At 70.2% G+C, this 15438-nt stretch carries 12 protein-coding genes; 10 read left to right on the top strand and 2 right to left on the bottom strand.

Going from position 1 to position 15438, the window contains the following annotated elements:
• Positions 1-12 precede the first annotated feature (12 nt).
• The 7 genes from lgt to ACFVYL_RS03970 all read left to right on the top strand — a co-directional run bounded on the left by lgt (position 13) and on the right by ACFVYL_RS03970 (position 11759).
• Complete coding sequence (gene lgt / locus ACFVYL_RS04000; RefSeq protein ID WP_389712723.1) at positions 13-1008, top strand: prolipoprotein diacylglyceryl transferase; 996 nt, start codon at positions 13-15, stop codon at positions 1006-1008.
• Positions 1009-1202: 194 nt separating this feature from the next.
• Positions 1203-1934 carry a VIT1/CCC1 transporter family protein gene (locus ACFVYL_RS03995; protein WP_389712722.1) on the top strand — a complete coding sequence of 244 codons (732 nt, stop codon included), beginning with the start codon at positions 1203-1205 and terminating at the stop codon, positions 1932-1934.
• A 359-nt stretch (positions 1935-2293) separates the two neighbouring features.
• Entirely contained in the window at positions 2294-6823 is a 4530-nt protein-coding gene (gene gltB, locus ACFVYL_RS03990; RefSeq protein ID WP_389712999.1) for a glutamate synthase large subunit, read from the top strand.
• Positions 6816-8276, top strand: a complete 1461-nt coding sequence (locus ACFVYL_RS03985) for a glutamate synthase subunit beta (protein ID WP_389712721.1) — start codon at positions 6816-6818, stop codon at positions 8274-8276. The genes gltB and ACFVYL_RS03985 overlap by 8 nt, the downstream gene beginning before the upstream one ends.
• Positions 8277-8555: 279 nt before the next feature.
• The gene (locus tag ACFVYL_RS03980; protein ID WP_389712720.1) at positions 8556-9857 is read left to right on the top strand and encodes a sugar ABC transporter substrate-binding protein; all 1302 of its coding nucleotides are present in this window, start codon (positions 8556-8558) and stop codon (positions 9855-9857) included.
• Between the two features lie 37 nt (positions 9858-9894).
• Positions 9895-10890 (top strand): carbohydrate ABC transporter permease, encoded by a 996-nt coding sequence (locus tag ACFVYL_RS03975; RefSeq protein WP_389712719.1) that lies wholly within the window; start codon positions 9895-9897, stop codon positions 10888-10890.
• Entirely contained in the window at positions 10887-11759 is an 873-nt protein-coding gene (locus tag ACFVYL_RS03970; RefSeq protein WP_389712718.1) for a carbohydrate ABC transporter permease, read from the top strand. Before ACFVYL_RS03975 ends, ACFVYL_RS03970 begins: the two co-directional genes overlap by 4 nt.
• A gap of 23 nt (positions 11760-11782) precedes the next feature.
• Here ACFVYL_RS03970 and ACFVYL_RS03965 read toward each other — a convergent pair whose 3' ends face one another.
• Positions 11783-12601 (bottom strand): chitosanase, encoded by an 819-nt coding sequence (locus ACFVYL_RS03965; protein ID WP_389712717.1) that lies wholly within the window; start codon positions 12599-12601, stop codon positions 11783-11785.
• A gap of 180 nt (positions 12602-12781) precedes the next feature.
• Between ACFVYL_RS03965 and ACFVYL_RS03960 the strand changes: the two genes are divergently transcribed.
• From ACFVYL_RS03960 to ACFVYL_RS03950, 3 genes are all read left to right on the top strand, one after another.
• Positions 12782-13009, top strand: coding sequence for a hypothetical protein (locus tag ACFVYL_RS03960; protein WP_389712716.1), 228 nt, complete (start codon positions 12782-12784; stop codon positions 13007-13009).
• Positions 13010-13031: 22 nt separating this feature from the next.
• Positions 13032-14135 carry a hypothetical protein gene (locus ACFVYL_RS03955; RefSeq protein WP_389712715.1) on the top strand — a complete coding sequence of 368 codons (1104 nt, stop codon included), beginning with the start codon at positions 13032-13034 and terminating at the stop codon, positions 14133-14135.
• Positions 14136-14305: 170 nt separating this feature from the next.
• Positions 14306-14662 (top strand): hypothetical protein, encoded by a 357-nt coding sequence (locus ACFVYL_RS03950; protein ID WP_389712714.1) that lies wholly within the window; start codon positions 14306-14308, stop codon positions 14660-14662.
• A 10-nt stretch (positions 14663-14672) separates the two neighbouring features.
• On the opposite strand, the gene ACFVYL_RS03945 is transcribed toward ACFVYL_RS03950, so the two are convergent.
• Complete coding sequence (locus tag ACFVYL_RS03945) at positions 14673-15419, bottom strand: glucose 1-dehydrogenase (protein ID WP_389712713.1); 747 nt, start codon at positions 15417-15419, stop codon at positions 14673-14675.
• Positions 15420-15438: the final 19 nt, after the last annotated feature.

Here is a 15438-nt window from a genome sequence, read left to right as displayed (position 1 = left end):
GTCGGACGCGTCATGGACCTTGCCTTCATTCCCAGTCCGTCGCGCGGTGTGGTCGAACTCGGACCCATTCCGTTGCGCGGCTATGCGTTCTGCATCATCATCGGCGTCTTCGTGGCCGTCTGGCTCGGCAACAAGCGGTGGATCGACCGCGGGGGCCGGCCCGGCACCGTGGCCGACATCGCCGTGTGGGCCGTGCCGTTCGGGCTCGTCGGCGGGCGTCTCTACCACGTGATCACGGACTACCAGCTGTACTTCAGCGAGGGCCGCGACTGGGTGGACGCCTTCAAGATCTGGGAGGGCGGCCTCGGCATCTGGGGAGCGATCGCGCTCGGCGCGGTCGGCGCGTGGATCGGCTGCCGCCGCCGCGGCATCCCGCTGCCCGCCTGGGCCGACGCGCTGGCCCCGGGCATCGCCCTCGCCCAGGCCATCGGCCGCTGGGGCAACTGGTTCAACCAGGAGCTGTACGGCAAGCCCACGGACCTGCCCTGGGCGCTGAAGATCACTTCGGCCGACGACGGCCGGGTCCCCGGCACGTACCACCCCACCTTCCTGTACGAGTCCCTGTGGTGCGTCGGCGTCGCCCTCCTGGTCATCTGGGCCGACCGCCGCTTCAAGCTCGGCCACGGCCGGGCGTTCGCGCTGTACGTCGCCTCGTACTGCGCCGGGCGCGGCTGGATCGAGTACATGCGGGTCGACGACGCGCACCACGTGCTCGGCGTGCGGCTGAACGTGTGGACCGCCGTCGTGGTGTTCGTCCTGGCGGTCGTCTACCTCGTGGTGTCCTCGAAGATCCGCCCCGGGCGGGAGGAGATCGTCGAGGCGGGGGACCCCGGCGAGGTGGACGGCGACGGTGCCGCCCCCTCCGCGGAGCCCGCGAAGGCCGAGGGCGAGACGGGCGCCACCAAGGCCGACGCCAAGGATGAGACGAAAACCGGAGCGAAGGCCGAAGCGAAGGCCGACGGCAAGGGCGGGGCGAAGAGCGAAGCCGAGGCTGTCGACAAGAGCTGAGGCTTCGGCTGTACGTCGAGGGGGCCGCCGGATCGGACGATCCGGCGGCCCCCTCGTATGTGCGGTGTTCCCGGTGGCCGTCCGACCACCGCGCGCGGCGCGTTTTCGCAGGTAAGTACGGCCTTCCTTGCTGGCGGGAGATTTTTTTCGCGCGTACTTTCGAGATCGTCCACGCACACACGAGGGGGCTCACCATGGCGATCATCGAGACCGAAGCGACGCTGCACGAGGCGCACCGCGACAACCACACCCACCGCGACGTGAACGGCGGCTGGCTGCGCCCGGCGGTCTTCGGGGCGATGGACGGCCTGGTCTCCAACCTCGCCCTGATGACCGGTGTGGCGGGCGGCTCCGTCACGCAGCACACCATCGTCATCACCGGCCTGGCGGGCCTCGCGGCAGGCGCCTTCTCCATGGCGGCGGGCGAGTACACCTCCGTGGCCTCGCAGCGCGAGCTCGTGCAGGCGGAACTGGACGTCGAGCGCCGTGAGTTGCGCAAGCACCCCAAGGACGAGGAGCGGGAGCTCGCCGAGCTGTACGCGTCGCGCGGCGTCGAGCCCGAGCTGGCCCGCGAGGTCGCCCGCCAGCTCTCCCAGGACCCCGAGCAGGCCCTGGAGATCCACGCCCGCGAGGAGCTCGGCATCGACCCCGGCGACCTGCCCTCGCCGACCGTCGCCGCGGTCTCGTCCTTCGGCTCGTTCGCGCTCGGCGCGCTGCTCCCCGTCCTGCCGTACCTGCTCGGCGCCACCGTGCTCTGGCCCGCCCTGCTGCTCGCGCTGATCGGGCTCTTCGCCTGCGGCGCGGTGGTGGCCAAGGTCACCGCCCGGTCCTGGTGGTTCAGCGGTCTGCGGCAGCTCGCACTCGGCGGCGCCGCGGCCGGTGTGACGTACGCCCTGGGCAGCCTGTTCGGTACGGCCGTAGGATGAGCCGCTGCAGGCCTATGCGGGCCTTTGCATAAGTAGCCGTTACCTGGCGGTTTCGAGTCGCGGAACACCGGGCATGAGCCGTAAGCGCTGCGGGCAATGAGGCCTGTGTCGCTTTGGGCCTTCGGCCATCGATCTGTCCGCAAAGGCCCCCTTCGAACCGCTCCCCACCTCAGCGAGCGGTGTCCACATGGTGGAATGAGCTATCCGCTTTTCGAGAAGCGTTCCATCATGTAATCTGCACGAAATTTTGCCAGGGCCAACGTCGTCCCTTGCCTTTTGTAGTTGCCTCGACGACGACGGGAGTGCCGATGCGTACCCACGCCTGGTCGCCCATGGACGGTCGCCCCGCCCCCCAGGGGATGTACGACCCCCGTAACGAACACGATGCCTGCGGTGTCGGGTTCGTGGCCACGCTCACCGGTGTGGCCAGCCATGAACTGGTCGAACAGGCGCTGACCGTACTGCGCAACCTCGAGCACCGCGGCGCCACCGGCTCCGAGCCGGACTCGGGTGACGGTGCGGGCATCCTGCTCCAGGTCCCCGACGCCTTCCTGCGCGAGGTGGCCGGATTCCAGCTGCCCGCGGCCGGTGCCTACGCCGTCGGCATCGCCTTCCTGCCGGTCGACACCGCCGGTACGACCGAGGGCGCCGTCTCACAGATCGAGACGATCGCCTCCGAGGAGGGCCTGACGGTCCTCGGCTGGCGCGACGTGCCCGTCGCCCCCGAGCTGCTCGGCACCACCGCCCGCTCGACCATGCCCGTGTTCCGCCAGATCTTCGTCGCCGACGGCGACACCGAGGGCCTGGAGCTGGACCGCAAGGCCTTCGTGCTGCGCAAGCGCGCCGAGCGCGAGGCCGGGACGTACTTCCCCTCGCTCTCGTCCCGCACGATCGTCTACAAGGGCATGCTGACCACCGGCCAGCTCGAGCCCTTCTTCCCGGACCTGTCCGACCGCCGCTTCGCGACGGCCATCGCGCTCGTCCACTCCCGCTTCTCGACGAACACGTTCCCGAGCTGGCCGCTCGCGCACCCGTACCGCTTCGTCGCGCACAACGGTGAGATCAACACCGTCAAGGGCAACCGCAACTGGATGCGGGCCCGTGAGTCGCAGCTCGCCTCCGAGCTCTTCGGCGCTCCCGGCAAGGCGGACAAGCTGGAGCGGATCTTCCCGATCTGCACGCCGGACGCCTCCGACTCGGCCTCCTTCGACGAGGTACTCGAACTCCTGCACCTCGGCGGCCGCTCGCTGCCGCACTCCGTGCTGATGATGATCCCGGAGGCCTGGGAGAACCACGCCTCCATGGACCCGGCCCGGCGCGCCTTCTACCAGTTCCACTCCACGATGATGGAGCCCTGGGACGGCCCGGCGTGTGTGACCTTCACCGACGGCACGCAGGTGGGCGCCGTCCTCGACCGCAACGGCCTGCGCCCGGGCCGCTACTGGGTCACCGACGACGGCCTCGTCGTCCTCGGCTCCGAGGTCGGCGTCCTGGACATCGACCCCGCGAAGGTCGTCCGCAAGGGCCGCCTGCAGCCCGGCCGGATGTTCCTCGTCGACACCGCCGAGCACCGCATCGTCGAGGACGACGAGATCAAGGCGTCGCTGGCCGCCGAGAAGCCGTACCAGGAGTGGCTGGAGGCCGGCGAGATCGAGCTGTCCGACCTGCCCGACCGCGAGCACATCGTGCACACGCACGCCTCCGTCACGCGCCGCCAGCAGACCTTCGGCTACACCGAGGAAGAGCTGCGCCTCATCCTCGCGCCGATGGCCAAGACCGGCGGCGAGCCGCTCGGCTCCATGGGCACGGACACCCCCATGGCGGCCCTCTCCGAGCGCCCGCGGCTGATCTTCGACTACTTCACGCAGCTGTTCGCGCAGGTCACCAACCCGCCGCTGGACGCCATCCGTGAAGAACTCGTCACCTCGCTGCACTCCTCGCTCGGCCCGCAGGGCAACATCCTGGAGCCGACCGCCGCGACCTGTCGCAGCGTGACGCTGCCCTTCCCGGTGATCGACAACGACGAGCTCGCCAAGCTCATCCACATCAACGCCGACGGCGACATGCCCGGCATGAAGGCCGCGACGCTCTCCGGTCTCTACCGCGTGGGCGACGGCGGCGACGCCCTCGCCGCCCGTATCGAGGAGATCTGCTCCGAGGCCGACGCCGCCATAGAGGCCGGCGCCCGCCTGATCGTGCTCTCCGACCGGCACTCCGACGCCGAGCACGCGCCGATCCCCTCGCTGCTGCTCACCTCGGCCGTCCACCACCACCTCATCCGCACCAAGCAGCGCACCCAGGTGGGCCTGCTCGTCGAGGCGGGCGACGTGCGCGAGGTCCACCACGTGGCCCTCCTCATCGGCTTCGGCGCCGCGGCCGTCAACCCGTACCTGGCGATGGAGTCCGTCGAGGACCTCGTCCGCGCGGGCACGTTCCTGCCCGGTATGGAGGCCGAGCAGGCCATCCGCAACCTGATCTACGCGCTTGGCAAGGGCGTCCTGAAGGTCATGTCCAAGATGGGCATCTCCACCGTCGCCTCCTACCGCGGCGCCCAGGTCTTCGAGGCCGTCGGTCTCGAATCGGCCTTCGTGGAGCGGTACTTCAGCGGTACGACGACGAAGATCGGCGGCGCCGGACTCGACGTCATCGCCAAGGAGGTCGCCGCCCGGCACGCCAAGGCCTACCCGGCCTCCGGCGTCCCCTCCGCGCACCGCGCCCTTGACATCGGCGGCGAGTACCAGTGGCGCCGGGAGGGCGAGCCGCACCTGTTCGACCCCGAGACGGTCTTCCGCCTCCAGCACTCCACGCGCGGGCGCCGCTACGACATCTTCAAGCAGTACACGGGCCGCGTGAACGAGCAGTCCGAGCGCCTCATGACGCTGCGCGGCCTGTTCGGCTTCAAGTCCGGCCGCCCCTCGATCTCCATCGACGAGGTCGAGCCCGTCTCGGAGATCGTCAAGCGGTTCTCGACCGGCGCCATGTCGTACGGCTCGATCTCCCGCGAGGCGCACGAGACCCTCGCCATCGCCATGAACCAGCTGGGCGGCAAGTCCAACACCGGTGAGGGCGGCGAGGACGCGGACCGCCTGTACGACCCGGCGCGCCGCTCCTCCATCAAGCAGGTCGCCTCCGGCCGCTTCGGCGTGACCAGCGAGTACCTCGTCAACGCCGACGACATCCAGATCAAGATGGCGCAGGGCGCCAAGCCCGGCGAGGGCGGCCAGCTGCCAGGCCACAAGGTCTACCCGTGGGTCGCCAAGACGCGTCACTCGACGCCCGGCGTCGGCCTCATCTCGCCGCCGCCGCACCACGACATCTACTCCATCGAGGACCTGGCCCAGCTGATCCACGACCTGAAGAACGCGAACCCGCAGGCGCGGATTCACGTGAAGCTGGTCTCCGAGGTCGGTGTCGGCACGGTCGCCGCGGGTGTCTCCAAGGCCCACGCGGACGTCGTCCTCATCTCCGGCCACGACGGCGGCACGGGCGCATCGCCGCTGACCTCGCTGAAGCACGCGGGCGGCCCCTGGGAGCTCGGCCTCGCCGAGACCCAGCAGACCCTGCTCCTCAACGGCCTGCGCGACCGCATCGTCGTGCAGACCGACGGCCAGCTCAAGACCGGCCGCGACGTCGTCATCGCCGCGCTGCTCGGCGCCGAGGAGTTCGGTTTCGCGACCGCGCCGCTCGTCGTCTCCGGCTGCGTCATGATGCGCGTCTGCCACCTGGACACCTGCCCGGTCGGCATCGCCACGCAGAACCCGGCGCTGCGCGAGCGCTTCTCCGGCAAGGCCGAGTACATCGTCAACTTCTTCGAGTTCATCGCCGAAGAGGTCCGCGAGATCCTCGCCGATCTTGGCTTCCGCACCATCGAGGAGGCCGTCGGCCACGCCGAGCTCCTCGACACCGAGAAGGCCGTAAGGCACTGGAAGGCGCAGGGCCTGGACCTGGAGCCGCTGTTCCACGTGCCGGCGCTGCCCGCGGGCGCCGTCCGGCACCAGATCGCCGCCCAGGACCACGGCCTGGAGAAGGCGCTCGACAACGAGCTGATCAAGCTCGCCGCCGACGCGCTCGCCGCGAACAGCGCGACGGACGCGCACCCCGTCCGCGCGCAGGTCGCCATCCGCAACATCAACCGCACGGTCGGCACCATGCTCGGCCACGAGGTGACGAAGAAGTTCGGCGGCGCGGGTCTGCCCGACGACACCATCGACATCACCTTCACGGGCTCGGCGGGCCAGTCCTTCGGCGCCTTCGTGCCGCGCGGTGTGACGCTGCGCCTGGAGGGCGACGCCAACGACTACGTCGGCAAGGGCCTCTCCGGCGGCCGCATCGTGGTCCGCCCGGACCGCGGCGCCGACCACCTCGCCGAGTACTCGACGATCGCGGGCAACACCATCGCGTACGGCGCGACCGGCGGCGAGCTGTTCCTGCGCGGCCGCACGGGCGAGCGGTTCTGCGTCCGCAACTCCGGCGCGACGGTGGTCTCCGAGGGCGTGGGCGACCACGGCTGCGAGTACATGACCGGCGGTCACGCGGTGGTCCTCGGCGAGACGGGCCGCAACTTCGCGGCCGGCATGTCGGGCGGCATCGCGTACGTGATCGACCTCGACCGCGACAACGTCAACGCCGGAAACCAGGCCGCCGTCGAGCCGCTCGACGACTCCGACAAGCAGTGGCTGCACGACGTCGTGCGCCGCCACCAGGAGGAGACGGCCTCGACCGTGGCCGAGAAGCTCCTTGCGGAGTGGGACACGGCCGTGGAGCGCTTCAGCAGGATCATCCCCAGCACGTACAAGGCAGTGCTCGCCGCCAAGGACGCCGCCGAGCGAGCCGGTCTCTCCGAGACCGAGATCACCGAGAAGATGATGGAGGCGGCGACCAATGGCTGATCCCAAGGGCTTTCTGAACCACGGCCGCGAGGTCGCGCAGACCCGCCCGGTCGGTGAGCGCGTCCAGGACTGGAACGAGGTCTACGTTCCCGGTTCGCTCCTCCCGATCATCTCCAAGCAGGCCTCGCGCTGCATGGACTGCGGCATCCCGTTCTGCCACAACGGCTGTCCGCTGGGGAACCTCATCCCCGAGTGGAACGACTACGCGTACCGCGAGGACTGGTCCGCCGCGCAGGAGCGGCTGCACGCCACCAACAACTTCCCGGAGTTCACGGGCCGCCTGTGCCCGGCCCCGTGCGAGTCGGCGTGCGTGCTCGGCATCAACCAGCCGGCCGTCACCATCAAGAACGTCGAGGTCTCGATCATCGACCAGGCCTGGGACCGCGGCGACGTCGCGCCCCAGGCACCGGAGCGCCTCTCCGGCAAGACCGTCGCCGTCATCGGCTCGGGCCCGGCGGGCCTGGCCGCCGCCCAGCAGCTGACCCGGGCCGGCCACACGGTCGCCGTCTACGAGCGCGCCGACCGCATCGGCGGCCTGCTCCGCTACGGCATCCCCGAGTTCAAGATGGAGAAGCGGCACATCAACCGCCGCATCGAGCAGATGCGCGCGGAGGGCACCAAGTTCCGCACCGGCGTGGAGATCGGCCGCGACATCGACGCGGCGAAGCTGCGCAGGCGCTACGACGCGGTGGTCATCGCCGCCGGCTCCACCACCGCCCGCGACCTGCCCGTCCCCGGCCGTGAGCTCAAGGGCATCTACCAGGCGATGGAGTACCTGCCCCTGGCCAACAAGGTCCAGGAGGGCGACTACGTCACCACGCCCGTCTCCGCCGAGGGCAAGCACGTCGTCGTCATCGGCGGCGGCGACACCGGCGCTGACTGCGTGGGCACCGCCCACCGCCAGGGCGCGGCGTCCGTGACGCAGCTGGAGATCATGCCGAAGCCGGGCGAGGAGCGTGCCCCGCACCAGCCGTGGCCGACCTTCCCCATGCTGTACAAGGTCACCTCCGCGCACGAGGAGGGCGGCGAGCGGGTCTACGCCGTCAACACCACGCACTTCGAGGGCGACGAGGACGGCAACGTCCAGTTCCTGCACCTCGTCGAGGTGGAGTTCATCGAGGGCGAGCTGACCCCGAAGCCCGACACCGAGCGGAAGATCCCCGCGCAGCTCGTCACCCTCGCGATGGGCTTCACGGGCACGGACCGTGAGAACGGCCTCGTGGACCAGTTCGCCCTGGAGCTCGACGAGCGCGGCAACGTCGCGCGGGACGCCGAATTCCAGACAAACGTGCCCGGCGTCTTCGTCGCAGGGGACGCGGGCCGCGGCCAGTCGCTCATCGTCTGGGCGATCGCCGAGGGCCGCTCGGCGGCGCGCGGCGTGGACACCTTCCTCACCGGCGCGAGTGATCTGCCCGCCCCGATCCGCCCGACGGACCGTGCCCTGACGGTCTAGCCCGTACGGTTGCTTCCGTACGACCCCCTGCACGTCCCGTACAACGGCGTACGGAACTGAGCGGCGCCCGCCTCGTCCCCGACCGGACCTGGGCGGGCGTCGTCGCGTCCGGGCCCGGTCGTGCGACCAGAGCGTTGCATGGGGCGCAATGGTATGAGCGTATGTTGCGTCACCCGCAACCCTCATTACGGTTCGGCCGCTTATACCAATGGGTCTAGACCGCCTACCCCCTGTGTGACCACAATCGCTCCCACCAATCGGAACCTGGAGGGGGCCGGCATGAATCGACGTGTCATCGCCGCTGGTTGTATCGCCATGAGTCTCGGACTGACCGCCACGGCGTGCGGTGGCGATGACGACGACGAGGGCGGCAAAGCCACCGACGGCAAGGGCAAGACCCTCACCGTATGGATCATGGAGGGGACCAACCCCGACCCGCGGCCCTTCTTCGCGGAGGTCGAGAAGGCCTTCCACAAGAAGACCGGCGCCAAGATCAAGGTCGAGTACCAGCAGTGGGCCAGCGCCCAGAAGAAGTTCACGACCGCCATCGAGGGCGGCGCGGACCAGGTGCCCGACGTGGCCGAGGTCGGCACCACCTGGGTGCCGCAGTTCGCCGAGACCGACGCGCTCGTCGACGTCACCGACGAGGTCAAGAAGTCGGGCCTGAACGACGACCTCGTCGCGGGCCTCAAGGACGCCGGCACGCTGGACGGCAAGCAGTACGGCATGCCCTGGTACGCGGGCGTCCGCTCCATCGTGTACCGCAAGGACGTCTTCGAGAAGCACCACCTCAAGCCCCCGACCACGTGGAAGGAGCTCGAGGCGACCGCCAAGGCGCTGAAGGAGAAGGAGCCGAAGATGCTTCCCTTCCCGGTGGCGGGCGGCGCGGAGATGTTCGCGGCCCCCTTCATCTGGGGCGCCGGCGGTGAACTCGCCACCGAGTCCGGCGGCAAGTGGAAGTCCGCCGTCAACTCGCCCGAGGCCGTCAAGGGCATCGAGTACTACACGGGCCTCGCCACGAAGGACAAGGTCTCCCCGGCCAAGGTCAGCACCTGGACGGAGAAGGAGGTCGGCGACGCCTGGAACAAGGGCGAGGTCGCGATGTCCATCGGCGGCAACTGGACCCCGAAGGCGATCATCGACAAGAACCCCGGTCTCAAGGGCAAGCTCGGCGCCGTGCCGATCCCCGGCCAGACCGGCGGGATGAGCAAGTCCTTCCTCGGTGGCTCCTACCTGTCGACGTTCGACACGGACAAGAAGGACCTCGCCTGGGAGTTCGTGAAGCTCGTGACGACCGGTGAGTTCGCCGCCAAGTGGGCCGAGCAGACCAACTACTTCCCCGGCCAGAACTCCGAGCTGAAGAAGATCGAGGCCAAGAAGGACCCGCTGGTCGAGCCGTTCGCCAAGCAGATGCTGGAGGCCGGCGCCACCGTCCCCAAGACGAAGTCGTACGGCGAGATCCAGGCCTCCAAGGTCATCCCCGGCATGATCCAGTCGATCCTCACCGGCAAGTCGTCCGTGCAGGAAGCGGCCGACAAGGCGGCCAAGGACATGGACGCGATCTTCGCCAAGGACGAGTAGGCAAGGGCGGGTTCGGCACTGTGAAGGACGCGACACCGTGAAAGACACGCTTGTCAGCGACGGGCCGGAGTCCCCGGCCCGTCCCGGCCCCCTGCCGCGGGACGACGGGGCGGCCGAGGCGGCTCGCCGCCGGAAGAAACTGACCACCCTCACCCGTCCCTGGCTCCTGCTCGCCCCCTCCCTCGTGGTCCTCGTGGGGCTGCTGCTCTGGCCGCTGATCCAGGTCGGCAAGCTCTCCCTGCAGGACTACAAGGTCAAGTTCGGCGGCGGCAAAGGGACGTTCACCGGCTTCGACCACTACAGCGACCTGCTCTCCAGCAGTCTGCTGTGGAAGACGGTCCTGCCCAACACCGTCTTCTTCGCCTTCGCCTGCGTCGGCCTCACCGTCGCGCTGGGCACCCTCGTGGCGCTGCTGCTCAACCGGCTCGGCGCCACCTGGCGGATGATCTGCTCGATCGCGATCCTCGCCGCCTGGGCCATGCCCGCGGTCACGGGCACGTACGTATGGATCTGGCTCTTCCAGCCGCAGGACGGCATGGCCAGCCAGATCGCGGGCTCGATCGGCCTGATCGACCCCGAGACCACCAACTGGTTCACCGAGCGCGGCCCGTTCTACGCGATCGCCACGCTCAACGTCGTCCACCACGGCTTCCCCTTCGTCGCCATCACCGTCCTCGCGGGACTCATGACGATCCCCAAGGAGCTGTACGAGGCGGGGGAGTTGGACGGCGCCAACGCCTGGCAGCGGTTCTGGAACATCACCGTGCCGACGATCAAGCCCGTCTTCCTCGTGGTGACCATCCTCTCCACCATCTGGGACTTCAAGGTCTTCACCCAGGTCTATCTGCAACCCGGCGGCGACGGCTCCAACGAAGAGGTCTACAACCTCGGCGTCTTCTCCTACATCCAGGCCTTCGCCAAGAACGACTACGGCACGGGCGCGGCGGCCGCGGTCCTGCTGACCGTGCTGCTCCTGCTCATCACCGTCGTCTACATCCGCACGCTGTTCCGGCAGGGGGAGGAGGACCTGTGACCGCCACCAAGCTCTCGGCGCCGCTCGACCAGGGGAAACCCCGCAGCCGCGCCACGCTCGCCTCGCGCATCGGACTGCCGGCCGCGGTCGTCGGCCTCCTGCTCTTCACGCTCTTCCCCGTCTACTGGATGGTCTCGACGGCGCTGGACCCGAAGGCCGCCCTGCGCGGCTCGGACGTGCTGCCGAGCGGCATCAGCTTCGAGCACTTCGAGTTCGTCTTCGACAAGGGCAACTTCGGTACGTACCTGCTGAACTCGGCGCTCGTCGGCCTCGCCACGATTGTCGCGGCCGCGCTGCTCTCGCTCTTCGCGGCCGTCGCGGTGGCCCGGTTCAAGTTCCGCTTCCGCACCTCCGTACTGATCATGATCCTGGTCGTGCAGATGGTGCCGCTGGAAGCCCTGGTCATCCCGCTCTTCATCCAGATGCGGGACTACGACCTGCTCAACTCGCTGCTCGGGCTGAGCATCGTCTACATCGCCCTCTCGCTCCCGTTCGCCATCTGGACGCTGCGCGGCTTCGTCGCCACCGTCCCCAAGGAGGTCGAGGAAGCGGCGTACATCGACGGGGCGTCCTGGCCGCGGATGTTCTGGTCGGTGCTGCTCCCGCTGGTCGCGCCGGGGCTCGTGGCGACCTCGATCTTCGCCTTCATCACGGCGTGGAACGAGTTCGTCTTCGCTTACACCTTCATGAAGGGCAGCGACAAGTACACGGCGGCCGTGGGCATTTACCAGTTCTTCGGGGAGAACTCCACGGCCTGGGGCCCGGTCATGGCCAGCTCCACGCTGGTCACGGTGCCGGTGATGATCTTCTTCGTGATCGTGCACCGGAAGCTGGGCTCGGGCCTGGCGGCGGGCGCGGTCAAGGGCTGACGCCGCCCGGCGGGTGCACGGGGTCACGGCACCTTGTACGTCTCCCCGTACACCTGCCAGGTCAGCGGCGTATTCAGGGCCAGATTGCCGTCGTCGAGGAACCTCCGCTGCGCCGTGTCCACGCGTGAGGTGTCGCGGTGGGCGGTCTCCCGCTTCATCGCCGTGCGGCGGACGTCCAGGAAGGCGTCGAGGTACGCCTTCTCGCCGCCGCCCCGGGACGGCGGGTCCGCCCGCTTCATGGCCGCCTCGCGCAGGCCGTGGAAGGAGCGGGGCCCGGTGCCGGGGCCGTGCATGACCATCGCGTCGTAGTAGATGAACTGGCCGAGCGAGCCGAGGCCGTCGCGCTCGGCCCTGCGCACCGCCGGGTCGAAGTAGCCGCGGTCGCGTGCGCGGTCCTGGGCCGCGCGGAACGCGGGCTCGGCCGCCTCCGCCTTCCAGGCCTTGGTGAAGCCGGGGCCAAGGCCCTTGTGTGAGTCGCCGCCGTCCACCGCGCGCAGGGCGGGCAGATAGCCGGCCAGGCCGTTGTCCGGGTGGTCCTTCGTATAGCGCTCGACGAGGGTCAGCAGGTCGTGCGTGCCGGTGCAGAAGCCGATGAGGCCCGCGGTGTAGCCGCGGCCGTCGTGGATGTCCTCGATGTAGCCGTACTGGCCGCGCCAGTCCAGCGTCGAGTTCTCCGCGCTCGACACCAGCTGCTGCGCGAGTTCCTTCTTCGCGGGCGCGGCGAGGCCCGGATCCCGCCCGCCGTTGCTTGCGTCGCTCCGGCCCGGGGCGCCGCCCGCGAGGCAGGCGGCCGTGGCGGCGAGCGGGACCACGGCGAGGAGGAGGAGACCGGCGCGTTTCATCCGGCCAAGATTACGTGGGCATGACTTGCGGGGCGTCCTGTGGTTCCCGCCGTCTGTGGTTCCCGCCGTCCTGTGGTCCCCGCTCGGCGGCTTCCGCGCCCCACTCTATTGACTAAAAGTCAATTCAGCGCCAGTCTCTGGTCCCGTGACCCGGCCGTGCGGCCGGCCCAGGGAGGCGACGTGGACACCGAGACACGGGAGCGACGCGAGCGACTCGCCGCGGAGCTGCGCGACCAACCACCGGAATCCTTCGGACAGTTGACATCCGACCAGCTCACGGCGCTGGCGGACGCGCTGGAGCGGCAGCGCGAGAGCCGCGCCGCGGGACTCAACGAGGCCGCCGAGGAAGCGCTGAAGCTCGTCCCCGCGCTGGCCCGCGGCCCCGTCCGCCGGATTCTCTTCCGATAGCCCAGTGGAGCGAGGAGTCAGCATGGACAAGCTGCGCGGCAGGGCCGAGACCCTCAAGATCGCCCACCTGCTCGACGTCGAACCGGACACGCTCGCCTTCCTCCAGGGCCTGCCCGTCGAGGACGTACGCCGCTTCCGCACCCAGAGCGTCGCGGCGCTCTTCGACCGGGCGCCCGACATGCTCGACCGGATCGCGTCCGCCACCAAACTCGTGCCCGCCGGGGTGGCCGCCGCCATCTCCCAGAAAGCCCTCGGCCCGCGCCTGGCCGCCGCCGTCGCCGGACGGCTCGAACCCGCGCGCGCCGCCGACATCATCGAGAAGCTGCCGGTGTCCTTCACGGCACAGTCCTGCGCCCACCTCGACCCGCGCCGGATCAAGGGCATCGTCGACCGCCTCGACGAGAACCTGGTCGTCCGCATCGCCGTCGCACTCGCCGAACGCGGCGACCACCTCACGATGGGCCGCTTCGTCGGCCACCTGCCCGACGCCGCGCTGCGCCGCATCCTGCCGCAGGTCGACGACGCCGCCGTCCTGAAGACGGGCTTCGCGATCGACGTGCCCGAACGGCTCGGCCACATCATCGAGTTGATGGGCGCCGAACGCCTCGCGGCCGTCATCGGCTCGGCGGCCGCCGACGGCCTGTGGCCCGAGGCGCTCGCCGTCGCCGGCATGGTGACGGGGGAGCAGCGCGGCCGCATCGCCTCGCTCGCCGCGGGCCAGCCGCAGCACCGCCTCGACTCCCTGGTCACGACGGTGGCGGAACAGGACCTGTGGGAGTCCCTGCTGCCCCTGGTCGCGCTCCTCGGCGAGGACGAGCGGCACACCGTCGCCGAACTGCCCTCGCTGCGGGACGCGGAGGTGCTCGGCGGCGTCGTGCGCGCGGTCGTGGCCACTGGGCTGTGGGCGGAGTTCCTGCCGCTCGTGGACGTGCTGCCCGCTCAGTCCCGCAAGGCCGTCGCCGACACCGCGGGGGCGCTGCCCGAGCCCGACCTGGACGCGCTCGCCAGGGAGGTCGGCAAACAGGACCTCTGGGAGCTGGTCATGCCGCTCGTCGAGCTCATGGACGACGCGGCGAAGACCCGGATCTTCGCCCTGCCCGCCTTCCAGGACCAGGCCGGAGGGTAGCCCGCACGGCGTACGAAGAAACGATGCGGCGACGGCGTACGGGTGACACCGCGCATCCGGAGGCCGCGGGCCGGGGAAAGGCGCAGCCGGACCCGTCGACTCCCGGACGGGTCCGGCCACCCCCTTCCGCCGGACACCCCCACGTCCGGCGCCGGACGGAAACGGACCCCATGCGTCTGCGCCACTCCCTCACCGCCGCCCTCGGCGCGCTCACCCTCGTCGTCGCCCTGCCGACCTCCGCCGGCGCCGCCACCGGCGACTTCTCCTACAAGTTCGTCGGCCTGGACGGCTCGCCCCGGTCGGCCACGCTCCACGACCCCCAGAGCCCCGCTTGCGCCGCGCTCCCCGAGGTCGCGGACCCGGACGCCTCCGGGCCCGCGTTCGCCCCGCACAACGACACCGACACCTGGGTGAGGGTGTTCACCGAGCCGGACTGCACCGGCGACTCCTGGATGCTGCGCCCGCACGGGCGCCCGGCCACGGATCGCCTGGAGCTCCGCTCGGTGCGCTTCACCGACCGCCACTGACCCACGGTCCTCACCCCGCCGTCGAGCCGCCGTCCACGCTGAACTCCGCCCCCGTGACGTACGACGACGCGTCCGACACCAGGAACAGCACCAGAGAGCCGACCTCCTCCGGGCGGCCCATCCTGCCGAGCGGCAGGTGGGAGAAGTCCCGCCCGGCGGAGGCCGCGGAGATCATCGGGGTGTCGATCGCCCCTGGATGGACGGAGTTGACCCGCACCCGGTACTTCGCCAGATCCAGCGCCGCGGACCGGGTCAGGCCCCGCAGCCCGAACTTCGTCGACCCGTACGCCGCGTGCCCGGGGATGCCGACCAGGCCCGCCGTCGACGACACGTTCACCACCGAACCGCCGCCCGCCTCCTTCAGTGCGGGCAGCACCGCCTGGATGCCCAGGAAGGGCCCCAGGAGATTGACCCGGACCAGGGCCTCGAAGTTCTCGTACGTCTCGTCCTCCACCGACGCCGTGCGCCACAGCGCGGCATTGTTCACCAGCGCGTCAAGGCGCCCGAAGGCGTCGAGGGCGCGCGCCACGGCCGCCGCCCAGCTCGCCGCGTCGGTCACGTCATGGCGTACGAAGAGCCCCTGGTCGCCCAGGGACCCGGCGACCGCGCGGCCCTCCTCCTCGCGCACGTCCGTCACCACGACCCGCGCCCCCGCCGCCGCGAAGAGCCGTGCCTCCGCCGCCCCCTGACCGCGGGCCGCACCGGTGATCAGGACGGTCCTGCCGTCCAGTCCGCAAGGAGTCTCCCGGGAGCCCATGCCGCGCCTCCAGTACGCC

The organism is Streptomyces sp. NPDC058308, assembly GCF_042880275.1.
Classification (GTDB): domain Bacteria; phylum Actinomycetota; class Actinomycetes; order Streptomycetales; family Streptomycetaceae; genus Streptomyces.
This window is presented reverse-complemented; position numbering and strand designations above follow the sequence as displayed.